This window comes from Pilimelia terevasa (genome assembly GCF_014647915.1).
Lineage (GTDB): Bacteria > Actinomycetota > Actinomycetes > Mycobacteriales > Micromonosporaceae > Pilimelia > Pilimelia terevasa.
Genome location: NZ_BMQC01000001.1, coordinates 233,504 through 255,117 on the forward strand (window position 1 = coordinate 233,504; position 21,614 = coordinate 255,117).

At 67.1% G+C, this 21,614-nt stretch carries 25 protein-coding genes and 1 tRNA gene; 19 read left to right on the top strand and 7 right to left on the bottom strand.

The features are described from left to right. Positions 1 to 6: 6 nt before the first annotated feature. The 16 genes from IEY75_RS01115 (at position 7) to IEY75_RS01180 (ending at position 9,636) form a co-directional block, all read left to right on the top strand. On the top strand, positions 7 to 1,221 hold the full coding sequence (locus IEY75_RS01115) for a tail fiber domain-containing protein (protein ID WP_189112247.1): 1,215 nt from the start codon (positions 7 to 9) through the stop codon (positions 1,219 to 1,221). 83 nt (positions 1,222 to 1,304) lie between these two features. After that, positions 1,305 to 1,985, top strand: a complete 681-nt coding sequence (locus IEY75_RS01120) for a LysM peptidoglycan-binding domain-containing protein (protein WP_189112248.1) — start codon at positions 1,305 to 1,307, stop codon at positions 1,983 to 1,985. Between the two features lie 52 nt (positions 1,986 to 2,037). Continuing rightward, positions 2,038 to 2,343 carry a hypothetical protein gene (locus IEY75_RS01125; RefSeq protein ID WP_189112249.1) on the top strand — a complete coding sequence of 102 codons (306 nt, stop codon included), beginning with the start codon at positions 2,038 to 2,040 and terminating at the stop codon, positions 2,341 to 2,343. Positions 2,344 to 2,469: 126 nt separating this feature from the next. Further along, positions 2,470 to 2,931, top strand: coding sequence for a hypothetical protein (locus IEY75_RS01130; protein ID WP_189112250.1), 462 nt, complete (start codon positions 2,470 to 2,472; stop codon positions 2,929 to 2,931). 695 nt (positions 2,932 to 3,626) lie between these two features. Further along, complete coding sequence (locus tag IEY75_RS01135) at positions 3,627 to 4,340, top strand: hypothetical protein (RefSeq protein ID WP_189112251.1); 714 nt, start codon at positions 3,627 to 3,629, stop codon at positions 4,338 to 4,340. 72 nt (positions 4,341 to 4,412) lie between these two features. Next, a complete protein-coding gene (locus IEY75_RS01140) occupies positions 4,413 to 4,826 on the top strand; it encodes a hypothetical protein (RefSeq protein ID WP_189112252.1) in 414 nt (137 codons plus the stop codon). Between the two features lie 52 nt (positions 4,827 to 4,878). Beyond that, positions 4,879 to 5,370, top strand: a complete 492-nt coding sequence (locus IEY75_RS01145) for a hypothetical protein (protein ID WP_189112253.1) — start codon at positions 4,879 to 4,881, stop codon at positions 5,368 to 5,370. Positions 5,371 to 5,443: 73 nt separating this feature from the next. Then, positions 5,444 to 6,223, top strand: coding sequence for an AAA family ATPase (locus tag IEY75_RS01150; protein WP_268244315.1), 780 nt, complete (start codon positions 5,444 to 5,446; stop codon positions 6,221 to 6,223). After that, a complete protein-coding gene (locus tag IEY75_RS01155) occupies positions 6,216 to 6,599 on the top strand; it encodes a hypothetical protein (RefSeq protein ID WP_189112255.1) in 384 nt (127 codons plus the stop codon). The genes IEY75_RS01150 and IEY75_RS01155 overlap by 8 nt, the downstream gene beginning before the upstream one ends. Further along, on the top strand, positions 6,596 to 6,727 hold the full coding sequence (locus IEY75_RS21185; protein WP_268244316.1) for a hypothetical protein: 132 nt from the start codon (positions 6,596 to 6,598) through the stop codon (positions 6,725 to 6,727). The genes IEY75_RS01155 and IEY75_RS21185 overlap by 4 nt, the downstream gene beginning before the upstream one ends. Next, entirely contained in the window at positions 6,724 to 7,110 is a 387-nt protein-coding gene (locus IEY75_RS20680) for a CHC2 zinc finger domain-containing protein (RefSeq protein WP_229789261.1), read from the top strand. The genes IEY75_RS21185 and IEY75_RS20680 overlap by 4 nt, the downstream gene beginning before the upstream one ends. Positions 7,111 to 7,114: 4 nt before the next feature. Next, positions 7,115 to 7,594, top strand: a complete 480-nt coding sequence (locus IEY75_RS01160; protein ID WP_229789262.1) for a toprim domain-containing protein — start codon at positions 7,115 to 7,117, stop codon at positions 7,592 to 7,594. Further along, on the top strand, positions 7,591 to 7,821 hold the full coding sequence (locus IEY75_RS01165; RefSeq protein ID WP_189112257.1) for a hypothetical protein: 231 nt from the start codon (positions 7,591 to 7,593) through the stop codon (positions 7,819 to 7,821). Before IEY75_RS01160 ends, IEY75_RS01165 begins: the two co-directional genes overlap by 4 nt. Then, a complete protein-coding gene (locus IEY75_RS01170; RefSeq protein ID WP_189112258.1) occupies positions 7,818 to 8,999 on the top strand; it encodes a hypothetical protein in 1,182 nt (393 codons plus the stop codon). Before IEY75_RS01165 ends, IEY75_RS01170 begins: the two co-directional genes overlap by 4 nt. 32 nt (positions 9,000 to 9,031) lie before the next feature. Further along, positions 9,032 to 9,289 (top strand): hypothetical protein, encoded by a 258-nt coding sequence (locus tag IEY75_RS01175; RefSeq protein ID WP_189112259.1) that lies wholly within the window; start codon positions 9,032 to 9,034, stop codon positions 9,287 to 9,289. Next, positions 9,286 to 9,636 (top strand): sigma-70 RNA polymerase sigma factor region 4 domain-containing protein, encoded by a 351-nt coding sequence (locus IEY75_RS01180; RefSeq protein WP_189112260.1) that lies wholly within the window; start codon positions 9,286 to 9,288, stop codon positions 9,634 to 9,636. The genes IEY75_RS01175 and IEY75_RS01180 overlap by 4 nt, the downstream gene beginning before the upstream one ends. Positions 9,637 to 9,703: 67 nt before the next feature. Here IEY75_RS01180 and IEY75_RS01185 read toward each other — a convergent pair whose 3' ends face one another. The 5 genes from IEY75_RS01185 to fxlM all read right to left on the bottom strand — a co-directional run bounded on the left by IEY75_RS01185 (position 9,704) and on the right by fxlM (position 16,438). Continuing rightward, entirely contained in the window at positions 9,704 to 10,711 is a 1,008-nt protein-coding gene (locus IEY75_RS01185) for a thiopeptide-type bacteriocin biosynthesis protein (protein WP_189112261.1), read from the bottom strand. Continuing rightward, positions 10,708 to 11,916 carry a lanthionine synthetase C family protein gene (locus IEY75_RS01190; RefSeq protein WP_189112262.1) on the bottom strand — a complete coding sequence of 403 codons (1,209 nt, stop codon included), beginning with the start codon at positions 11,914 to 11,916 and terminating at the stop codon, positions 10,708 to 10,710. The genes IEY75_RS01185 and IEY75_RS01190 overlap by 4 nt, the downstream gene beginning before the upstream one ends. Beyond that, complete coding sequence (locus tag IEY75_RS01195) at positions 11,913 to 14,942, bottom strand: lantibiotic dehydratase (protein WP_189112263.1); 3,030 nt, start codon at positions 14,940 to 14,942, stop codon at positions 11,913 to 11,915. Before IEY75_RS01195 ends, IEY75_RS01190 begins: the two co-directional genes overlap by 4 nt. A gap of 100 nt (positions 14,943 to 15,042) precedes the next feature. Then, the gene (locus IEY75_RS01200) at positions 15,043 to 15,207 is read right to left on the bottom strand and encodes an FxLD family lanthipeptide (RefSeq protein ID WP_189112264.1); all 165 of its coding nucleotides are present in this window, start codon (positions 15,205 to 15,207) and stop codon (positions 15,043 to 15,045) included. 37 nt (positions 15,208 to 15,244) lie between these two features. After that, a complete protein-coding gene (gene fxlM / locus IEY75_RS01205; RefSeq protein WP_189112265.1) occupies positions 15,245 to 16,438 on the bottom strand; it encodes a methyltransferase, FxLD system in 1,194 nt (397 codons plus the stop codon). Positions 16,439 to 17,444: 1,006 nt separating this feature from the next. Here fxlM and IEY75_RS01210 point away from each other — a divergent pair. Continuing rightward, positions 17,445 to 18,749: an NsdA family TPR-like regulatory protein gene (locus IEY75_RS01210; protein ID WP_189112266.1), complete on the top strand. Its 1,305-nt coding sequence runs from the start codon at positions 17,445 to 17,447 to the stop codon at positions 18,747 to 18,749. On the opposite strand, the gene IEY75_RS01215 is transcribed toward IEY75_RS01210, so the two are convergent. Together IEY75_RS01215 and IEY75_RS01220 are read right to left on the bottom strand one after the other, a co-directional pair. After that, positions 18,735 to 19,766 (bottom strand): NAD-dependent epimerase/dehydratase family protein, encoded by a 1,032-nt coding sequence (locus IEY75_RS01215; protein ID WP_189112267.1) that lies wholly within the window; start codon positions 19,764 to 19,766, stop codon positions 18,735 to 18,737. The genes IEY75_RS01210 and IEY75_RS01215 overlap by 15 nt on opposite strands. A 74-nt stretch (positions 19,767 to 19,840) precedes the next feature. After that, positions 19,841 to 20,914, bottom strand: coding sequence for a M20 family metallopeptidase (locus IEY75_RS01220; protein WP_189112585.1), 1,074 nt, complete (start codon positions 20,912 to 20,914; stop codon positions 19,841 to 19,843). A gap of 224 nt (positions 20,915 to 21,138) precedes the next feature. Between IEY75_RS01220 and IEY75_RS01225 the strand changes: the two genes are divergently transcribed. Together IEY75_RS01225 and IEY75_RS01230 are read left to right on the top strand one after the other, a co-directional pair. Beyond that, positions 21,139 to 21,435, top strand: coding sequence for a hypothetical protein (locus tag IEY75_RS01225; RefSeq protein WP_189112268.1), 297 nt, complete (start codon positions 21,139 to 21,141; stop codon positions 21,433 to 21,435). 37 nt (positions 21,436 to 21,472) lie between these two features. Continuing rightward, a tRNA-OTHER gene (locus tag IEY75_RS01230) sits at positions 21,473 to 21,560 on the top strand. Positions 21,561 to 21,614: the final 54 nt, after the last annotated feature.

A 21,614-nucleotide genomic window follows, 5' to 3' on the forward strand; every position in this document is an offset into this window, starting at 1 on the left:
CCACGTTTGCCGATCACCGCGTACCCGTTCGAGGACGTAGAGACCAACGAGACCGACTACTCGCGGCTGTTCCGCGAGCTGCAAGACTCCGGCATCGCCGACTCCATCGGCGGACCTGGCTTCGCCGTCAGTGCCGACTCCGCTGGCCTCAAGGCCAACATCCAGCCCGGCTTCGGGTTGCTGCGTGGCCACGCGGTGCGCTCCACCGACATTGAGAGCGTGGAGCTATCCGCCGGTACCGGTGCTGCCCGCGTGGACCGGGTGGTGCTGCGCCTGGACCCGGCCGAAAACTCGATCCGTCCGGCTGTCGTCGAGGGCACACCCGGCGGCGGGCTGCCCGCGCTGACGCAGAGCGACACCGGCATCTTTGAGGAGCCGCTCGCCCGAATCAACGTCGGTCCAACCGCGGCCAGCATCGCCCCGGAGAATGTCGTCGATGACCGCAACTTTCTCGGCTCCCGCGTCGGGGTCTGGACCACCCTCACCAGACCGGTAGCGCCTCGCCGTAGCCGGTTCGGGCTCAATATCACGAGCGGCCGGTGGGAGTGGTGGACTGGCGCCGAGTGGTCTGACATCACTGGCACTCCCGGTGCGCACACTCACGCCGCGACCGATATCACCGCCGGAACTCTGCCTATCGCCCGGCTACCGACCGGCACCACCGACACGACCGTCGCATTAGGCAACCACACCCACCCTGCCCCGACGTGGACCTCGATCAGCGGCAAGCCGGCAAAATTCCCACCGACCGATCACGACCACGACCCACCGCGCACGGTGACCCGGGCCAACGGCTCCGACCGAGTGCACGGCAACACCCCACAGGGAAGCGGCTGGTTCGCTGTCTGGGTTGACGGCAACAAGAACTTCTGCCACAACACCTCCTCCCGCCGGTACAAGACCAACATCCGGGAGCTGCACCTAGACCCGGCGAACGTGCTGGCACTGCGCCCGGTCGCCTACGACCGCAAGCCCACCCGCGACGACGAGACCGGTCAGTGGCAAGACGGCCCCAAGGGCGAAATCGGCCTAATCGCCGAAGAGGTTCACGAGCACCTGCCCCAGCTCGTGCAGTGGCTCGATAGAGGCGATGGAGCAGGAGCGCAGATCGAAGCACTGCGCTACGACCTGTTGCCGGTGGCCATGCTGACGGTCCTCAAGGACCAGGCAGCCCGCATCGATGCGCTTGAAGCCTGCGTCCGCGAGCTGCTGCACCGCTAGACACCGGTCGCACCTACCGGAGATCCCATCACCCGAGCCCCGCCAGTCGGCGGGGCTTTTCGTATGCCCGGAGGCCCAACGCCATGGCAGCCAACCCCAACCCGACCCGCGTCACCGCGCCCTACTGGACCATCCTGTGGGAGGGCGCACGCGCCAAGCTCGGCAGCGACCTGCGACTCGGCGGCATCTTCGCCAACAAGGCCGGCTACCACGGCACCCGCACCGGCAACCACCCCGCGAACTACTCGGTCACCCGCGCCGTAGACAAGCGCGGACCCGCCGACAAGGCCGCCGCGATCGACTGGACGTTCGCCTCGGCGCAGCGCGGCGACTTCGCCCACATCATCAAGATCACCAAGCGGATTCTGTCCGCCTACGACAACCCAGCCGACCCGCGCATCGGCGCCCACAACACCGCGGAGATCTACGGCACCACCAACGGCCGCACTGTCACGGGTCGCCTGCACGGTCGCCCCGCGAGCTCCGACAGCAGCCATCTGTGGCACATCCACTTCGCGCTCAACCGCGAACTGGTGGGCGACACGTTCACCTGCCGCGCCGTGCTGTCGGTCGTCTGCGGTCAGAGCCTGGCCGACTGGAAGGCCCAGAACAAGCCCAAGCCCCGCACCTACACCGTCAAGCGGGGCGACACCCTCTCCGGCATCGCCGAGCGGTTCCACACCACCGTGACCGTCCTTGCCCGACTCAACCGCCTCAGCAACCCGAACAAGATCTACCCCGGTCAGGTACTTCGCCTTCCCTAGACCGCCCACCAGCAGCGGATCACCACCACTGGCCCCACAGAAGGAGACACCCTTGTCTAGTACCCCACCTAGCCGCGATGCCCGCAGGCGACGCATCAGGACGCGATTCCAGACGTTCCTCGCGGGTTGCGCCGTTCTGCTGGTCGCCCTGCCGGTCCTGGCTCAAACCTTTGAGCAGGTGCTTCCTGCCAAGGCATACGCCATCCTCAGCGGATGCGTGCTGGCCATCACCGCAGTGGCCTCCGCCATCACCCGCGTCATGGCGCTACCAGCGGTCACCAACTTCATCGACCGCTTCCTCCCCTGGCTATCACAGGAACATGGACCCGACCGCGAACCGACCGACCTCCACCGGTAACTCAACGTAATCGAGCAAATCCGGACTCTTGACAACCGGTTGTCACCACCGGTACAACTTGCAGACGGCGCCGGCAGGATGCGCCAACGCTCGTACGCGTGCCAGTGACCTCATCAGGAGCGCCAGGTGCCAGCCAAAAAGATCACGAATGACCAAGAGGTCGTTCGCTGGTACGAGCAAGGTCGGACCTTCCAGTGGATGGTTGAGGAGTACCGGCGCAAGTACAACATCGAAGTATCGCCGACCACCTTCTCGGAGTTCGTCCGTCGACTGGAGCTACCGCCGCGTTCGGTCCGCAATCATGAACTCATTCCGTGGCGCGTAGAGCCACGGCATAAATGGCGTCACGCGATTGTGATGCTTCGCGCTGAAGCGCGACGGCGGGCCGGGGAGAATTTGGCGAAATCGGTGGAGACGAAGCTAAATTCATGGCTGAGTCTACGAGAGGCCGACGGCTTGGTCGTTCACTACGACCCGGCCACCGAGCAAGGCTTCAGTCTGGTGCCCCGCCGACCCAACATCGACACCGACCTCATCCGCGTGCCCGACGCCAAGACTACTGTCCGAACAGGACGTTCGGTCGACTGACCGCGCCTGTTCATCGATGTGCCGGCAGGATGATCCTGCCGGCACATCGTCGTTTGTGCGAGAAGTTAACCGATCAGCCTATCGGCTGCCTCGACTGTATCGGCAAACATGTGTCGCAAACCCGACACTGCCGGTGAGTTCTTACCCACTGAGGACAAGATCTAAACCGTTACGTCAGCTACAACTGACGGAACAAGATTAATCGCCCCGCCGCCAGAGGAGGCATGACTGGTGCTACGGAGGACTTCCGACGGGGGAGGCACCTTCCAGAACGAATCCGGTGTAGCGTCCCAGCGCTCACCGAGCCTTCACGTTGACAAAGACGGCGCGTCCTACATCGACGCTCCAATGGATTATCGAACGGGCGAATTGGAGGCCGTCTTCGACGAAGCGAGAGCATTAGGGTGGGTGCCAGAGGAACCTGAGTATTGCGACGGTGATTGCCTGGACGACGACATGGTGCGAATCTGGCTTGTACCCGCCGAGCTGGTGAGGGAGGCGGCTAGATGACCATCACTCGACCAAGCGCAGCGGCCCCGAGCACCAAGCCCAGCCCGGCGCGGGTCCCGCGAGACCGGTGGAAACGGCCGCTGATCAAGGTGCCCGGCGCTACCAAGCCGGTTCCCTACACCCGATGCACGACGTACGTAGATTGCATAGAGGACAAGTCCGGACTCGCTAAGTGGGATCGGCGGATGGTGCTGCTTGGTGCCGCCCACCTCCGACACTTACTACCGGAGGCCGCCAGCGTCGACCTGAGCCGGCTTGAGGACCGCGACGGCCTGAACGCCCTGGCCGATCAATGCGTCGAGGCCGCCGGTGCCCATGCCAAACAGCGTCGAGGAACGCACCTGCACCACCTGTCCGAACACGTCGACTGCGGTGAACCGCTACCCACCTGCACCGGCGCGGACCTGGCCGACATGGGCGCGTACAAGTTGGCCACGGTGGCGCTGAACTTCACTACCATCGAGCAGCTCGTCGTCGTGGATGCTTTGAAGGTCGCCGGTACGCCGGACCGCATCGCGCACTACAGCGGCCCCGGTCCCGCGGGCAAGGCGGTCGAGGGCAACTTCATAGCCGACCTTAAGACCGGCAGCGTCGAGTACGGAGTGCTGAAGATGGCGATGCAGCTCGCCGTCTACGCTCACGGCCAGTTTTACGACCCAGCGACGGGACAGCGCAGCCCGCTGCCCGACGTGCGTCGGGACTGGGGGCTGATCATCCACCTGCCCGCCGGCACAGGGGAGTGCACCGTGTACTGGATCGACCTGCGCCTTGGTTGGGAGGCGGTCCAGGTGGCCACGCAGGTTCGCGCCATCCGCGCCCGCCGTTTCCGCCTCAAGCCGCTAGGCGCAGGCAGCAACTGTGTCCTGAATGACCTTGTCGATCCCGGGCATGGTCTGTAAGTTGTTCCCAGAGCATTGAGAGGAGCTGACCTCACCATGACCCAGAGAAGCTCGCCGCCGCGCGGCATCACAGTGACGATCGGCTACGGCACAACCCCGCAGGCCAGCCGAGCGACCTTCACCGGCACACCGGCGCAGGTCAGCGAAGACATCATCGAGTGCTTCGGCCTGGACGCCGAGCGGTTCGCCGATACACCGCTGTCGGACATCGTTCTGGAGGCCACCAGCGTCGCCGTCAGCCTGGATCTGGTCGCCCGCAAGCTAGGTGGACGCCTGGTCGCCGAACCCGACGCCGCACCGCAGAAGGCTGCTGAGTCGGCCGCGCAGCCGGCGTCGCTGCTGGACCGCATCACCGGCGCGCCGGACGTGGCGGTACTCCAGCGGCTCTGGGTCGACAACCAGGCCGCGTTCGCCGATCCGCAGATCATGGCCGCGTGGAAGGCCCGCGGCCGTGCGCTACAGGCAGTTCAGGCCGCAGCCGACTAACCCCGCCCCCCAATTTCCATTGATATGTAAGTTGTACTAACGAGGAGTTGGATTGTCGTCGTTCGCCAAGCCGTCGGATCACGCCGGCGGCACGTACTTCAAGCCCGCTGATCACATGCACGACGTGGCGCTGCTGATCGAGCCCAAGCGCATCGACCGTGACGTGCCGAACAACTACAACGGGCAGTCCCGCGTCCGGGATGAGGTCACCGCGACGATCTCGGTGTTCGGTACCTCCGAGGCGCTGGAGCAGCGCACCCCGACCGCGGTCATGACCGATGTGCGGGTGGTTCACGGGATGCTTACCTCGACCCTGGAGCGCATCCTCGGGGAGGCGATGGTCGCCATCGTCCGCAAGATCCCGACCAAGTCCGGCGCCGGATACGTCTTCCGGGATGTGGAGCCGGCGGTCGAGGCGCAGGTCGGCGCGTACTTCGACCAGCGCCCCGCCACCCCCGCCACGTCCCGGACGCCGACCTCGGCTCCGGCCCCGGCCCCGGCTGCGGCTGCGGCTGTGGCCGCGGCGATGCCGTCGTTCGATTGAGCGGCGGTAGCTCGTGCTGACTCCCGGCAGATCGTTGACCCTTCACGCCGAGTCCGGCCGCGAGCTCCCTCGGGTGCCGGCATTCGCTGCGCTGTATGCGCGCGGGTGCCGGCCCCGGCACGGGGAGGTCGTCATGGTCGCCGGCCGCTCCGGCACCCAGAAGTCGGGCTTTGCGCTGTTCTGGGTCGCGCAGATGAACCTGCCGACCCTGTACTTCTCCGCGGACATGTCACCGTTCACCGCCTCGGCGCGGTTGGCGTCGATGCTCACCGACTCGACGACGGAGCAGGTGGAAGCGGGCATGGTCGCTGGCGGGGCGAGCAGCGCCCGGTTCCTGGACGCGCTGGCCGCAAGCCGGATCACGTTCAGCTTCGGTGCGCCGATCACGTGGCGGGCGGTCGACGAGGAGCTGGAGGCGTACGTCGAGCTGTGGGACCGCTATCCGGCGGTGATCGTGTTCGACAACCTCATGGACTTCGACGGCGCCGAGAGCGACTACGTGCAGCAGATGGCGGTGATGTCCGGCGTCAGCGAACTCGCCCGCGCTACGGGCGCGACGGTGATCATCCTGCACCATGCCTCGGACAAGACCTGGGAAGCCAAGAGCGACCCGTGGGCGCCACCCTCGCGCGACCAGGTCAAGGGCGGCCTGTCGGAGAAGCCCGAGCTGAGCCTGTCCGTCGCGCTGGACCCAACCTGCATGGAGTACCGCGTTGCGGTGATCAAGCAGCGGATGGGGCCGTCCGACCCGACGGCCCGCCGGTACGCCGTCATGTGGTGCGAGCCGGAGCGGACCCGCTTCCACGCCACCGCCCCCCGCCTGCGCCCCGGAAGGACATCGACCGATGAGTGACGTGATCGCGCGGAACCGACGCAACCGCAGGGCGGGCGCGGCGTGGCAGAGCAAACTGCGCGACGAGCTGCGCGGCGCCGGCATGGACGTGGAACGCCTCGTGCTCACCGGCGTACGCGACGAGGGCGACCACGTCATCCGCCGGCCCCGCCTGCGTCTGCCGGAGTTCCTGGTCCTGGAGGCCAAGGCCGGCGCCATGCACCCGGCGGCGTTCGTCGCCGAGGCCGCCACCGAGGCCGCCCACTTCGCCGCGCACCGCGGCCTGCACCCCAGCCGGGTCGCCGGGATCGCCGTGGTCAAACGCCGCAGCGCCGCGTGGCGCGACGCCTACGTGCTGACCACCGTCGGCACCTTCTTCGACCTGGAGGACCAGTGACCGACGACCAGGCCAACGAGCTGGCCGCCGCGGACTTCGGCCTCGACCAGCACACCGAAGGCGACGCCCACGGCGTCGACCAGATCCGAGCGTTGGAGGAAGCGCTGCTCGGCGAGGCGCTCGGATGAGCGAAGAGGCGCGTCCGGACCTGGAGGCCACCCTCGACCACTACCAGGTGCGGCGCATCAGCGGGCGGCCGACCACGATGGCGAGCTGCCCGCTGCACCCCGACCGGACGCCGTCGATGTCGATCGACCTGAACAAGGGTCTGTGGCGCTGCCATTCCTGCGGCAAGGCCGGCGACTCCTACAGCTTGATCATGGAGGTGGAAGGTGTCGACTTCCCAAGAGCCCGAGCCCTTGCGGCCTCTATCGGACTCGCAACGCGAGACCCTGGAGGAAGCGACGAGCAGCTATCAGGCAGCCGTTACGGGGCACGCCGGCACCTACCTGGCCCGGCGCGGGATCGACCCGGCAAGCGCGGCTATGTTCCGGCTTGGCGTCGTCGTTGACCCGATGCCCGGCCACGACCGCTTCCGCGGCTTCCTCGCCATCCCGTACCTCGACCACCGCGACCAGCCGCTGGCTCTGCGGTTCCGGTGCCTTGCCGAGCACGACCACCGGGCCGGCGGGCACGGCAAGTACATGAGCGAGACCGGCGATACCGGCCGGATGTTCAACGTGCGCGCCGTCCACCAGGCCGGCGACGTGATCCACGTCTGCGAAGGCGAACTCGACGCGATCATCCTCGCCAAGCTCGGCCTACACGCCGTGGCCCTGCCCGGCGCGTTGGCGTGGCAGCCCCGGCACCGTCGGATGCTCGCCGGGTTCAGCAGGGTCTGGGTATGGGGCGACCCCGACGACGCCGGCGCCGACTTCATCGCCCGGATCGTGCGCGCCCACCGCGCCGCCAAAGGCGTGCGGCTGCGCCACGGCGACGTGACCGACACCTACCTGCACGGCGGCGGCAACGCCCTGCTGGCCCTGATCGCATGAGCGGCCAACCGATCGCCGGTCTGCCCGGCCACCCTGGACCACGCCTGGCCGCCGCGTGGATGGCGCTGACCCCGGCCCGGCGGGCGGCGCTGGCGCCGCACCTGCTCGGTACCACCAGCGCCGACTACGTCGCCGGCTGGCTGGCCCGCGCCGGCCACCAGGTGTCCGCCTCCACGATCCGGACCTACCGCAGGTCCCTGCACCCCCAGGACCGAGTGAGCCCATGACCGAAGACCTGTTGCTCGCCGAGCTGCTCGCCAAACCAGTCGGCCCCGCCATCGCCCGCGCCACCGACTCCGACCGTGGGTTCACCCGACGCATCCAGATCAGCGGGGACAGCGCCGAGGTCACCGTCCGTGCGGCGCAACCAGAAGCGGACCCCGAGGCGGCAGCCGATCACTTGCGTGCCCATGGCCACGACCCCGGTCAGTGGACCGTCACCGGGATGCGGTCTTCGGAGTGGACCATGCCCGGCGGCGGTACCGGCGTGGCCACCCGCTACTCCTTCACCCGCACCCAACCCGCCGACACCGGCTTGGACCTCGACGAGCTCCTCGCCGAGATCCGAGCACACCAGCCCAGCGCCGAGCGGCCCGGCGGCGAGCACGGCTACCTCGTCCTGCTCGGCGACATGCAGTTCGGCAAGAGCGACGGGGACGGCCCCGCCGGGACACTTCATCGCACCATCGGCTGCCTCAACCGGGCCGCGGACCTGCTGCTCGGGTACCGGGAGCGGTTCGACATCGGCCACGTCCACGTCGGCTGGCTCGGCGACCACATCGAGGGCTTCGTCTCCCAAGGCGGGGCGAACACCTGGCGCACCACGCTGACGCTGACCGAGCAGGTCCGGCTCACCCGCCGGGTCATGCTCCACGCCCTGGCCCTGTTCGCCCCACTGGCGCAGCGGGTTTCGATGGCGGCCGTGCCCGGCAACCACGGGGAAGCCGTCCGGATCGCTGGCCACGGTGTGACTCGGTATGACGACTCGCACGACACCGAGGCGCTCATCGCCGTCCACGACGCCGCACAGCTCAACCCCGAGGCGTTCGGGCACGTCGAGTTCCTCGTCCCGCAAACCGACGAGCTGACCGTCGTCGCCGAAGTCGCCGGGACCGTGGTCGCCCACGCCCACGGCCACCAGTGGCGGCCCGGCAAGCACATGGACTGGTGGCGCGGCCAAGCCTTCAACCGCGCTTCCGCGCTGCACCGCGCGGACCTGCTCGTCGCCGGCCACCTGCACCACGAGTTCGTCGACACCGACGGACCGCGCACCTTCATCCAAGTCCCCGCGCTGGAAAGCGACAGCACCTGGTACCGGCACGCCCGCGGCACCACCGGCGCCCCCGGCCTGATCGTCGCCGTCACCCGAGACGGCATCACCAACATCAAGGAGGTAGTTCGATGACCACGGACTGGTCAGTCCTTACCGCACCAGGCGTGGGCGACGTAGCGGAGGCCGCTGCCCACAAGGTCGCCCGCCGGTACACCGGCGTCACCGAGTACGACGACGTACGCCAAGACGCCAACCTGCTGCTGGCCACCAACCACGACACGGTTCGCAGATACCTCGACCAAGACCAGCTCGGCCTGCTCCACCGCTGGCTCTGGTGCCGACTCACCGACCAGTACAAGACCCACGCACGACACCGAACCGCCGAAGCGTCGATCGAGCAACTCCGCCGGCAGGCTGCATGACCAACTACGACCGCCGGCTCGTCGAACGCCTCCTGCCCACCGTCTGGGACCCATACGCCGCATACGGGATCACCGACAGCACCGCACCCGACCCCGACATGCCCAGAGCACGAGTCGACCCCGCCATCCGCGGCACCCTCTACGCCCACCTCGCCGACATCAAGACCGGTTGGCAACGCGCACCCCTACGACCCGAGGAACGCCAAGCAGTCCTGCTGTACTACGGCCTCGACCAAGACCAACGCCACATCGCCCACGTCCAGGGCGTCACCCGGCAAACCGTCGGCGAACGGGTCGACCGCGGTGTCGGCCGGATCGTCGACTGCCTCAACGGCACCGCCGCGTGATAACCAAGATCAAAGAGCCCCGACCGCGTGCATCTTGCGCGGTCGGGGCTCCATTCGTCGTTTACGCCTACTCGCCAATTGCAGGTTGACGCGACCGGACTCCAAGTATGCAGTAAGCGGCAGACGTGGCGAGGCGATGTTGTATCGCGAACGGGATGCCGAGCCGGTTCCAGTGGAAAAGAATGTGAGTTGATAGCACCGCTCGTAGGCCACGGCCGAGCGATCCGTGATTGGTCATGGTCCGGAGCCGGGCTCCAGCTTGGCCAAACTCGACCAGCCAGTTGGCGATGGGGGCAAGGGGGCCGCAGCGGGCGAGGGAACTTGCCGGGCCAGCATCGACGGTGATAAGTCGGCGGACCGCGAGGCAGAAGTTGTGATCGATGATTTCTGGAAATCCGCCGTCGCGGTAGCTGGCAACGCGGGACCATACGTCGCCCTGCTCGTGCCACTCCAGTCCAGCGGACCGCAACAAGTAGCTGCACATCAACATCGTCAACTCCGGGCGCCCTATCGGTTGCTGGTGTGGGCCGCGCAGGTAGGCGAGAAGGTGGCGGCTGTCAGCGAAGAACAGGTTGTGCGCCACGGTCATCGCTGGCGGCCCGCCGAAGGCGAAGGTCTCTGGCTCGTAGTTGCTCTCCCGCCAAGCCCGTACGCCGCCACCGGCAACGAGTTCGCCAAGCAGCGCATCCAGGAATTCGGTGCAGCCGTATGGGTCGGCAGGATCGGCCGGCTTGATGCGGAGTCGCCAGTCGCCTTTGCGTATGAACCACCACGCTGTCACCGTTCCCGCCTCGATTTCGCGGGCGAGCGCCGGGGCGGGTACGTCGGCGGCAGTGCGTTCGGCGCCGGCGCGGTCGGTGAAGGTGATGTCTACTTGCCGCCACGCGGTACCTTCCAGGTCCTGGAGCGCGGTCCGGCCGGCGGAGCGGTACCGCTTGACGGCAGCTCTGATTGTGTCGGGGCCTACTCCAGCCTCGGCGGCTAGCTCGGTGAGGTCCCCGCCGCTGATGGCTGCCAGAACTATCGGTTCGGTTACCTGCCCGGCAGCGCCGAGCCGTACGTCGTCAGGTGTCATGTGAGCAGGAGGCAGCGGTCCCAGCCGAAGGCCGGGTTGCCGGTCGCGGCGGTGTGCAGCGCCAGGGCTGCGCCAGCGTCGCCTTCGAGGAGGCCGATGGTTTCGGACTTTCCGCCGAAGGCGACGAGTTCCCGAGCGACGAGCGGGAGCAGCTCGTTCAGGGTCGGCTCGGAGGCGTCCGCGGCGGCCCTGGCGACGGTCTGGTAGACGCCGGCCCAGCCATGGCAAAGGGAATCGTCGGTGATCTGCCTTAGTTGTATCGTGTCTTGAATGCAGCGGGCCAGGGCGCATTCGGCGGCGAGCTGGCGGGTGGTGTCGCCGAGGGCGAGGCCGGCGAGCTGTTGGGCACGGGCCTGGCCAGGTGTGCCGTAACACCAGGATGGGCGGAGCGGACTGGGTTGGCGGACGATGCCGGTGCTCAGTTCTTCTCGCCCGATCCATTGTGGCCACCATGACCCGCGTTGATGGTCTTGGCGCCAGGCATCGAGCCACCGGCAGATCTCATGCATTGCGTCGTGGTGACCCTCGACAGTGAGGCCCTGGTTGGCAGCCAAGGCGAGGAGTGCCAGTGGTCCGGTGATCCCGTGCGCGATGCCGAAGTTGGCGTGGCCGCCGGGGAAGGTCGGCGTAATCTCGAAGTCCGGACCGGTGGGGGTCCACCAACCGGGTAGGTCGACTCCGTCGGCCCGTATTGGTCTGGCGAGTCGTACGAGGTAGCTCAGGATGGCGGCGAGAGCCTCGCCTTCGGGTTGGGATTGCAGGAGGAGTGCTCCGAGACCGGTCAGTCCTCCCAGAAGGTCGAACTCGCGTAGCTCGGGCAGTTCGCGCCGGTCCATGCGGGCATGGGCTTGGTCGACTCGTTGGTAGGCGAGTCGGGCGACGAGGCCCGCCAGCTTGCGTCGGGTGGCCTCGTACCGTTCGCTGTCATCGCCTGCCGCATGAACCGCATAGGCGACGGCTGGAGCGCCTATGTATAGAGAGGCGTTCTCTGCAACCGAGAGGTCGACGGACGCTGCGCTGGTGAGCCAGGCATGGGCGGTAGCCCATGTGCCCCGGCCCGATCGTGCCCGTTGAATGTGCAGTAGTGCGATGCCGGCGTGTCCCTTGGCTAGGCTTTGGTGCTTCCAGGTCGGTACCGCTTGGGCGGGGGTGGCGACTTTGTTGGCGATGGCGTCGGCCAAGGCGGCGGCGTCCTGGTGGGTCACCGTGGTCTCCTCTGGCGTCGGGCGTGGTGGCTCAACGCCACTGCGCGCGCGAGTCTGTGGGTGGTCTGCTCCGCCTCGGGGTTGAGTCCGGCCATCCGTACGTGGTGCAGGTGCAGGAGTGAGGGCAGGACTTCTCGGGGTGTGATTCCGGTGCCGGTGAGGCGGGCGCGGTAGGCAACCAGTGCCGCTCGGCGATGCCGCCAGGCCCGAGCTGCGTGTCCGCTGCCGGTGGCCTCGGTTAGCCCGCTGAGGTCACCGCCCGATGACGCGATCTTGATTGCCTGACTCTGAATTGCGCGGTCGGTGCTGCGTCCGCGGTCACGGTCGATGGTGTCGACGAGCCAGTGGACGCCGTCGCGGAAGCCGAGCATGGTTCGAGCCATGTCCACCATGCTCGCGGCACCGAGTGCAGTCGGGTCGACCCCGGAGCGGAGCTGGGCTGCGGCGACCTGCGAGTCGGCGGCGAAGAACTGCTCGGCTGCCAGCATCGCGCTGCCGTGTCCGTATCGGCCGGTCTCCGGATGGTAGGAGTCCACCTGCATGAACTGTGCCAGGCCGGCTCGGCTCAGTCGATCGGTCCATGCGCCGGCCGCCTCCAGCGCCTGCGCGTAATCCGCTGAGCTGGGTAGGCGGAGCCGGATGCGTAGGTGTGATTCTGTGTCTCGGTACGGCAACCACCAGGCGACGGAGTCGATCGCGTCGGTCAGCTCGGCCAGGTGGTCGCAGACGATGGTGGCGTGGCGGGCCGGCGTGGCGATGAGCTTTAAGGACAGGTATCGGCTGATGCCGGGGAGGTGTGCGTGGTCGCGGTGAATGAGCGCGCATCCGGGCCGGTGGGTCGGCTTCGGCCATGAGTGGCCGTTCGTGGCGGAGAGGGGTACGACGATTTCGTGTGCGTGCCCGTCGAGCCAGCCGGCATCCTGCGGCGATGGCGCTTCGGTTACGGAGGTGTCGCCGAGCCGGTCGACGTGCCAGCGGAGGATGGCGCGTTGGTCTGCGTCGTGGAGGTCGATGCGGATCACTTCGTCATCGTTGCCGAGCCACACGTAGCGGCTCAGGCGCCGCTCCTCACGCCACCTGGCCGGATCGATATCGAAGGTGCCATCCAGGTCACGTGGCGCAAGCCGCCAGCGAGCAGGACTGATGATTGTCCTGCCGTATCGGATGCGGGGCAGATAGGGCATGGAGGCTGCGGCGCCCCAGTAGAACTTGCCGACCGGGACTGTGTGAGCCTGGCTGATCTCGCACAGAAACCGTGCCAAGGGCTGGGCGCGGTGGCGGAAGTCTAGGGCGTTGAACATCGTCGGCTCGACGGATCGCGACCGCGATAGCGACCACAACCAGAGCCGGTTTACATCACCACTAACCGCAAGGTCGGCCAGCTTGAGCGCCGATGAAGGGTTATCGTCATACTCGCTCAGAGCGAGAATATCGGGCAGAACCTCGTCATTTCTTACGACGTTCCGCGTCCGGGCGAACAGCGGGGGAGCCGATACCTGAACCGGAAGACCATCGCGGTCCACGCGAGCCAAATCCCGGTAGGCGTCTCTAAACTGGTCGGCGTCGTTGGCATCAAACAGGTGCAGAAACCGGCCCGTTGTCGTTCCAGCCGCCCGAGATGCGCCCACGATGGTGAGTCGGAAGTCTCCAGCACTCAACGATTCACGGTCGATGGCGCTGAGGTGGAAGCGAAGCTCGGTGTGGCCAGCCACTTGGGCTCGCTCCCAACCAGGGGCAGTGAGCCTTTCCACAGCCTCATCGTCCAAGACCACCTCGTGAACGCCCGCAAGGGTGGCGCATTGCACCAGTTCGAGGAGGGCGGTATCGCGGCCGGTGAGCGAAGCGGCTGGCGGAGGTTTCAACACGGAGCCGTGATAGCGGGCGGGCAACCCCAAGCCGGTGTCGGGATTGACCAGTTCCAGCACCGGGACGAGGCTGCCGATACCGTACCGCTCGATGAAGCGGTTGTGGTAGTCGATCCAAATGTCGAAGCCACACGGATGCGCGCTCAGTCGCGTCAGGACCGCCACGCTGCTCTCAGCTTCCTTGGCGACCTCGGTCGGGACCGCAACGGTGACGTCCAGCCTCAGGTCCAGCATCAACGCCTGGCGTGGTGGCCCAATTGCGGCCATGGCGGCGACGGCCGTCGTCCGCAATTCGCGGCGTCTGCCGGCCTCAACTTCAGCAGGGTGGTCGGCCAGCGCATCCTGCGTCGCCTGCAAGCCCGCGACGACCGATGCCAGGTGTGAAGGCACTGGAACCTGACCCACTCGTGCAATGAGGTGGCCCAGTGGGTCAACGCACGTAGTCGGGGCGCGAAGCTCGGTAATGAGCACCCGCTGCCGGACGAGGCTGGCGAGCATAGCGATGATCGAGTCTTGTGGAATGGCTGGTGCTAGGGCGCTTAGCTTCGCGGCCAGCTCGCCTACGGGGACAGGCATATCCACGGCGTCGAGTACCACCTCGACGGCTTTGGTGAGCCGCACCGAAATCTCCTCGGGCCGCGTCGTCGACTCGGAAGAGTCGTGTTCGGTACAAGGCACCACGAGGCGGTCTCCGCGGAGGAAGCACAAGTTGTTGCGGACGACCCTGAGGTTCCGCAGGAGCTTCGTGTCTTGCTCTAACATGCGGACGATTCCCGATAGCCATTCAGCGTCCACCTGGGAGCTGACCCGATGGTCGCTGCCCCATCGCACAGCGCTGGTCGAGGACAGCGTCACCGGTGCGACGCCGGCGAACAGCCCGAAGGGCGTGGCGCGGCTGTTCATACGCAGCACGTACTGCGAAACGGACCTGACCATGCGAGTCCTTTGCCGGACGGTCAGGTCATACCCGCTCTGGACGGCGCGCACTCGTTCAGCGAGGGCAGGGCTGGCGACCTCTACGGCGTCCGCGACCTGGCTGTCACCCCACACCTTGCCCAGCCACACTCGAAATCCGACCAAGTCGTCTGCCTTAGGAACTGTCGGCAGCGGGTAACCGCCGGATAGAACTGCGGCGCGCAGCATCACCGCGTTCGAGTGCATATACATTCCGTCACCTCATTCCCTTGAAAATGAGCCGGTCCCGGACTCGGCGGTTTGGGGACCACGCCGAACCCGGGACCGGAGCTGTTAGGTCGAAGGGTCAGCCGACCTTGCCGCCACCCGACGCGCAGGCGCTCGGACAGGTGCTACCGCAGTTATCACTGGTGTCCCGCATGAGTGCCGCAACGAACGGAGCTCCGTTGACGACGTTGATGTCGAGCTCGAAGTCCGACGCGACGAGACCTTCGTGTTTAAGATTGATCATGTTGTTTCCTTTCGAGGGATACTTCCACCCAGCCCGTTCAAGACCAGGAGACTGTGATCCGGACGTGCTTCTTGTCGACCACGAGCCCGTCGGGGAGCTGCTCGTCCGCCGTGCCGACGGGGTAAGCGGAGATGTGTGGAGTCGACCCGTACCGGTAACCGGAATTCCAAGCACAAACCTGAGCGGCGACCTGCGTGGCCAACTTCTCCCCATCTGGGCCGTGACCGATCGCACCGAACTCGAACGTGTCGTCCTCCGACGCCGGCCGCAGCGTGAGGTACGCGAACGAGCCACCGTCGAACACCGCAGAGGCACCCCACGGCAGCGCGGGCGTGACAACCTTCGCCTCGATCGCCGGACGCTGCACATGCAACCGGCAGAAGCCCGGCAACGCAGTCGCCAGCCACAGGTCCAGGCCGTCGAACGGCTCCTGCGAGCCGACGGTCACCCCGGACCACACCGTTGTCGGCGGTTCGCTCATCGCCGCGCGCAGCGCGTCACGGTCGAACGGCTTGTCGTCCACCCGCAGGCCGACATCCTCACCGTGCAACAGGACCAGGTCCTCCTTGCGCTCACTGGCGCCCTGCATTCGCACGAAACCGCACAGCTCAACCGACCGGGACACCAACCGATCGCCGTCGCGCTCGAAGACCACTGAGCGAGTCAGGCCGCTGATCCGCACAGGGACGATGATCCGCCCGCCGAGCGCTAGCTGTTCAGTCCACGCCGGTGGGATGTCCCACGCGCCGGCAGTGACGATGATCCGGTCGTAGGGCGCGTACCGCGCCACACCGAACTCGCCGTCGCCCTGCTCGACGTTGACGTTGGTGTAGCCGGCCGCCGCCAGGCAGTCGCGGGCACGGTCCACCACATCCTGATCGATGTCGATCGTGGTCACCTCGCCACCCGGGCCGACCAGCTCGCTGATCAAACTGGCGTTGTAGCCACCGGACCCGATCTCCAGCACGCGCATGTCGGGCTCGATCTCCGCCTGCTCCAGCATCAGGGCGATGATGTTTGGTGCCGACACGGAGCTGATCACGACGCCATCGTCATCACGCTTGGTCGCCACGATGGCGTCTGCGTAGGCGTCGTCCAGACTTGCGTCAGGGGTGAAGAGATGGCGGGGCACAGCGGCGAAGGCAGCGGCCACCCGATCGGTGCGAATGATGCCCTTACCCCGCAGCGAGTGAACGAGAGCAGTGCGAAGATCATCGGCTTCGTGGGTCAAGGTGACCTCCTGGGTTGTGGGGGAGCGAAACGCCCAGCCGCATCGGCTGGGCGGTGCCGGGCGCCAAGTGTGCCGCGAAGTGTTCGCGTCTTGTGAACAGGTTCGCCGCCTCACAGCACGGTGTTTCCCGGCCGCAGGCGCAGCACGCGCCGCCGCCCGGCATGTGCCTGGCGAGCGCTTCTTCGGCGAGCCTGACCTGTTCAACAGCGAACGCTTGAAACTCGTGTTGACTCATCGGCATGACCTCATCGCCACTCGCGGTCGGCGTGGTTCGCGCTGGTCATCGGCAAGCTGAGGCGTATCGTCCTGGAGTCCTCTGGAGGACGATGGGGTGTCCCGTGGCTAGGAGCGCCGCAAGCACCGAGCCGCGCCAGGGCGCGTTTGAGGGTCTCCGCATGGGAGCAGGGGAGCTCGCGTTCACAACGGCAGACGCCCCTGTAGGGGTCCTCTCCATGAGCCAGCAGCATCGCCATCACCTCGCCGATCTTGTGCTCAGCGGGGTGGCACACGCGCGCGACGCCGCGCACGGTGGCGGTCACGACCACGGCCCGGTGCGGCGATCGAGTGCGAGGACGGCGTCGTCCGTCCAGCCAGCCTCGACGAGCACGTCAGTGGCCCAGATGCGAGTTCGGCAGGGATATGGCTCGCGGCAGCTCAGGCACAAGCGGCCCTGGGGCCACTCGATCGGACAGTGCTGACGGACGGCGCGCTCGGCAAGCGGTACCTCGTGGGCGGGTCCCGTGTTGGGAGCATCGCATGTCTGCAACCTCACCCCTCGCCCTCCAATCGCTGATGGTTGAGCACCCTGGTCTGGAATCAGCCTCACTGCGTGACGCAGCCTCACGAAGCGGAAGGCAAGTCGTGCTGGGCGTTGGATCTATCGTCGCCAGTTCGCAAGATCAGCTCCATGACGGCCAGATGCCGTTCGCTGGCCGTCGGGATGCCGTATCGGCGAAGACGAGCAGGAACCGTCGCCGATGGACCAGTGGCCGCCTATCGTGGCGGAATGGAACGGCCGCGACCACGCACACGGCTTGAGGACCTCGTCCGACGTAGCCAGCGGACCATTGAAGAGAACTGCACGATGTTCAACCGCACGGCTGAGCAGATGGGCGAGCGTGCGTCACTGTCTCCGCGGCAGCTCAGCCGTTGGATGACCGGTGAGGTGTCCACCGCCCGTCCTGTGATGCGGCGGGTCGCCGAGCGGCATTGGGGTATGCCGTTCTCAGCCTTGATCGCCGACCCGTGCCTCGGCACGGCGGAGATCTCGACTTTGCCGGTCACTGGACTGGCCGTGCCGGACGCATTGGAGGCAGCGATCACGATGGCAGCACATGAGAGTGCCCGGCACGCTGCGACGGCAGGCGGCGCTGTGGACGAGGTCAGCATCGAGCAGGTTCACGCCGACATCCGTCGTCTCGCGGCGCGGTTCGCTGAGACACCACCGATCCACGTGTTGGCCGCCGCACGGCTGGCCCGCGACAGCGCATACCGGCTACTGGAACGCACCCGCCGTCCTGCGCAGACCTCGGACCTCTATCTAGCTGCTGGCCAGGCGTGCGGGCTCATGGCGTCGGCCTCGTTCGACCTTGGAATCTGGGAGGCCGCCGAAGACCAGGCGCGGGCTGCCCACACCTACGCGGACCTTGTCGACCATGCAGGACTTCGCGCCTGGTCGCGGGGAACCCAGGCGTTAATCGCCTACTGGACTGACCAGCCTCGCCGTGCGGTCGACCTCGTGGAGGCTGGCCTGGACTACGCCACGCCGGGAGCCAGCGCGGCGAGGCTTCACGGAATCCGTGCCCGCGCCTGGTCTCACCTCGGTGACCGACGGGAAGTCACCAGCTCCCTCCGGGCCGCCGACACCGAGATCGACAGCGCGCCGACAGGCGAATGCGTGGACGACCTGAGCGGCGATTTCGGCTGGGGGCGCAGCCTCCACGAAGCGTGCGCCGCCACCTCGCTGCTGCGCATCGGCGACTTCGGGGCCGCCGCCGCGCGCTCGACCACCGCGCTAGACGCCATCCCCGATGATCCGTACGCCACCCTCGTCCCCGAACGAGCACACATCGATATCGCCCTGGGGCGGCTCGGCACCGGCCACCTTGACGCAACCATCGATGCACTGGAGCCTGTCTGGGGCACGCCCATACCGCATCGGCGGCAGGCACTCACCGGCCGCCTAACCGACCTCGCCCGGACGCTCACCACGTCGCCCGTTGCCGGCGAACGGCCTGCCATCGATCTGCGAGACCGCATCGAGATATTCAACGCCGAGGCGAGCCAGATACGGGCGCTAACCGCGTCCTGACAACACGGCGGCGTCCCACCGACGCAGCAGCTCCTGTTCATGTGCCGCATTCAGGCCATGCTCAGCTTGGCGTGGATGCGGCACCGGGGGCTGCTCCTGAGCGGCTGACCAGGCGTCCAGCACCGTTACGGCTAGAGGCCGGCAGTGGAAGCCAGCCACCGCCGCTTGGCCGCCGTCGACGCACCATGTCCCGGCGGCCGTACGCCATAGTGGGATCTCGGTCCACTGCCCGACCCCTTGCTCCGTGAGCCATCGCGGATCGACCCATACCAGGTCAGCAGTCCCGCCCGTGGCGCTCAGGCAGGCGTTGACAAGGTCACGGTAGGTCGCGAATCCCTCCGGCGCGGTCAGGTTGTACGTCGCGCCGTCGTCGGCCTCGACCCTGTCGAGGATGAACGCACTCACATCCCTCACATCCACCGGTTGGATCGGCTGCTGCGGTGGGCCAGGTACGAGCCACCGCCCGCCACGCTTGGCGCGGGCAAGTAGCGTGCTCATCCGTCCTACGTACTCACCCGGACCCAAGATCACTCCGGGGCGCACGATCAATGACCCAGCCTCAGCGCGCCGCGCCGCCAGCTCGCAACCGGCCTTTAGCACGCCATATTGAAACCGCTCCGGCATGTCCTTGATGTCGTCGTCGGTCTCCCGGATGTCAGCGCGCGAGGGCCACACCGCCGACTGTTCGTTGACGGGCTTCTCCGGCCAGTCCCGGTATGCCGAGACTGTCGAGACCAGGGCGTACCGCCCGGCGGCCGAGCCGAGCGCCGTCAGCACCCGGGACACGTCTGCTGGCTCGTACGCGCTGGTGTCGATCGTCGCGTCCCACGGACCGTACCCGGCCAGGGCCTTGAGGTCGTCCTGGCGAGTCCGGTCACCCGTAACCCGAGCCGCGCCGGGTACCGGCATCCCGCTTCGTCCACGGTTGAACAAGGTGACCTCCCAGCCGCGAGCGAGCGCGTCCGAGGCCAGCGTGCGGCCGAGGAACCATCCCCCACCGAGAATCAGTATCCGCATGGCCCGATCCTGCCCAACGCAAGCGGCGCAAGGGAAGCTGGGACGGTCACCGCAATGTCGGCATCAAGGGGCGGTTAGCGGCTGCACAGTCGATCGACCAGGGCGGCGAGGAGTGCCGCGCGTTCTGGCATGGCGTTGACGTCAACCCACTCGCTGCGTGCGTGCGGGTGCCCGCCCACAGCGCCCAACCCGTCGAGGGTTGCCACGCCGAGCGCGGCCGTGATGTTGCCGTCGGACCCACCGCCCGATGACACCCCATCCGGCGGCGCAAGCCCTACGTCTCGGGCCGCATCCTGTGCAACCTGGAGCAGTGGCAGAGCGACCGCCCGCTCAAGCGGGTATCGGTTGACGCCGCCATCAACGGTTAGCTCGGCGCCAGCGAGCCGTGGGCGAACCAGCCGGATCGCGGCGTCTACCCGGTCCAGTTCCTCGCCGGTCCAACTGCGCACGTCGACATGAATCACCGCACTGGCCGGCACCGTATTCGTCGTCGTACCCGCCGCCAAAACGGTCGGAGTCACTGATGTGCCCGCCTGCGGCGCCGCCAAGGCTTGCGACGCCAGGACTTGATGAGCCAGCTCCACCCCGGCGTTCACACCTAGCTCCGGCTCAAGGCCGGCGTGCGCGGCGCGGCCCACGATGCTGAGCCGGTAGCCCGCCGTGCCCTTGCGGGCTACCTTTACCGCCCCGCCGTCGGCGCTCGGCTCGCATACCAGCACAGCGCCGACTCGACGCGCCTCCTCCTCGATCAAGTCGCGGGACGTGGCTGAGCCGGTCTCCTCATCGCAGGTCAGTAGCACACTGACTCGCTGACGGTCCCTGAGGAGTTCCACCGCCGTAAGCATCTGGACGATGCCGGCCTTCATGTCGAACACTCCAGGCCCGCTCGCCACCCCATCGGCTACCGACATCGGCCAGTCCACCACCGTGCCCAGCGGCCACACCGTGTCGAAGTGCCCCAGCAACAGCACGGCCGGATCAGGGGCGCGCCACAGCAGATGCGGATCGTTCCCTCGCACCACCCTTCGAACGGAGCGGTCGAGTGCCGCCTCACCCCACTCCGCCAGGAGGCCGGCGCATCGTTCCAATGCCGCGACCTCGCCGGAGGGCGACTCGCATGTTACGAGCTCGAACAACCTGTCGACCATGACCGAGGCTCGTTGCTGAGCCTGTTGGCGTAGAACCTCCCGGCGCACCACCCCGCGATCCTTTCATTCCCGTCAACAGCGAAGCGACCTGGTGGCGGGGTCGCGTTGCCTTCGACCGCCATATGACCAGGTCAGGGGGCAGTTCATGACGCCACCTTGGCGTCAGCGGCAGGAACATGTCGCCTGGCGGTCGACTCGCTGACGCCGGCAGGTAGGAAGGACGGATGCTGGAGCCTGACGAGTTGACCTTGAAGATCGCCCGACACCTGGAAATCGACTTCCAGTACGTGAAGCGCTTCGAGTCCTGGGATAGCGCCGGCATCGCGCAAGCCCGTGCGGCCGGTCGGGCGGCGGGCCGGCTTCTTGGTCGCAAGGTCTTGACGGTTCAGTCAGAGCCCGACGAGGAGGGCCGCGTCAACGTGGTCGTTGTGGTCCGAGAGGTGGACGGGGAGGATCGGCAGCGGATGGAGGAGCGGAGCCGCCTGATCCTCGAACACCTGTGGCAGGACCCGCCTGACTGATCCAAGACCCGGCTCTGTCCGCGTCGGGCGCTACTGGGGCGTTTTGCCTGGTCACAGCCTCGCCCCAACCGGACTGTAAATCCGTCGCGAAAGCTACAGAGGTTCGAATCCTCTACCCGCCACCACCAGCACAGAGCGCCTCTACCTGCTGAAACAGCCGGTGGGGGCGTTTTGTCGTA

Coding starts and splice junctions, on each gene's coding strand:
- IEY75_RS20680 (WP_229789261.1), top strand. CDS start 6,724: ATGAGCGAAGAGGCGCGTCCGGACCTGGAGGCCACCCTCGACCACTAC.
- IEY75_RS01180 (WP_189112260.1), top strand. CDS start 9,286: ATGACCAACTACGACCGCCGGCTCGTCGAACGCCTCCTGCCCACCGTC.
- IEY75_RS01185 (WP_189112261.1), bottom strand. CDS start 10,711: ATGACACCTGACGACGTACGGCTCGGCGCTGCCGGGCAGGTAACCGAA.
- IEY75_RS01120 (WP_189112248.1), top strand. CDS start 1,305: ATGGCAGCCAACCCCAACCCGACCCGCGTCACCGCGCCCTACTGGACC.
- IEY75_RS01165 (WP_189112257.1), top strand. CDS start 7,591: ATGAGCGGCCAACCGATCGCCGGTCTGCCCGGCCACCCTGGACCACGC.
- IEY75_RS01135 (WP_189112251.1), top strand. CDS start 3,627: ATGGTGCTGCTTGGTGCCGCCCACCTCCGACACTTACTACCGGAGGCC.
- IEY75_RS01200 (WP_189112264.1), bottom strand. CDS start 15,207: ATGATCAATCTTAAACACGAAGGTCTCGTCGCGTCGGACTTCGAGCTC.
- IEY75_RS01155 (WP_189112255.1), top strand. CDS start 6,216: ATGAGTGACGTGATCGCGCGGAACCGACGCAACCGCAGGGCGGGCGCG.
- IEY75_RS01210 (WP_189112266.1), top strand. CDS start 17,445: ATGGAACGGCCGCGACCACGCACACGGCTTGAGGACCTCGTCCGACGT.
- IEY75_RS01220 (WP_189112585.1), bottom strand. CDS start 20,914: ATGGTCGACAGGTTGTTCGAGCTCGTAACATGCGAGTCGCCCTCCGGC.
- IEY75_RS01195 (WP_189112263.1), bottom strand. CDS start 14,942: ATGCACTCGAACGCGGTGATGCTGCGCGCCGCAGTTCTATCCGGCGGT.
- IEY75_RS01225 (WP_189112268.1), top strand. CDS start 21,139: ATGCTGGAGCCTGACGAGTTGACCTTGAAGATCGCCCGACACCTGGAA.
- IEY75_RS01160 (WP_229789262.1), top strand. CDS start 7,115: ATGCCCGGCCACGACCGCTTCCGCGGCTTCCTCGCCATCCCGTACCTC.
- IEY75_RS01215 (WP_189112267.1), bottom strand. CDS start 19,766: ATGCGGATACTGATTCTCGGTGGGGGATGGTTCCTCGGCCGCACGCTG.
- IEY75_RS01170 (WP_189112258.1), top strand. CDS start 7,818: ATGACCGAAGACCTGTTGCTCGCCGAGCTGCTCGCCAAACCAGTCGGC.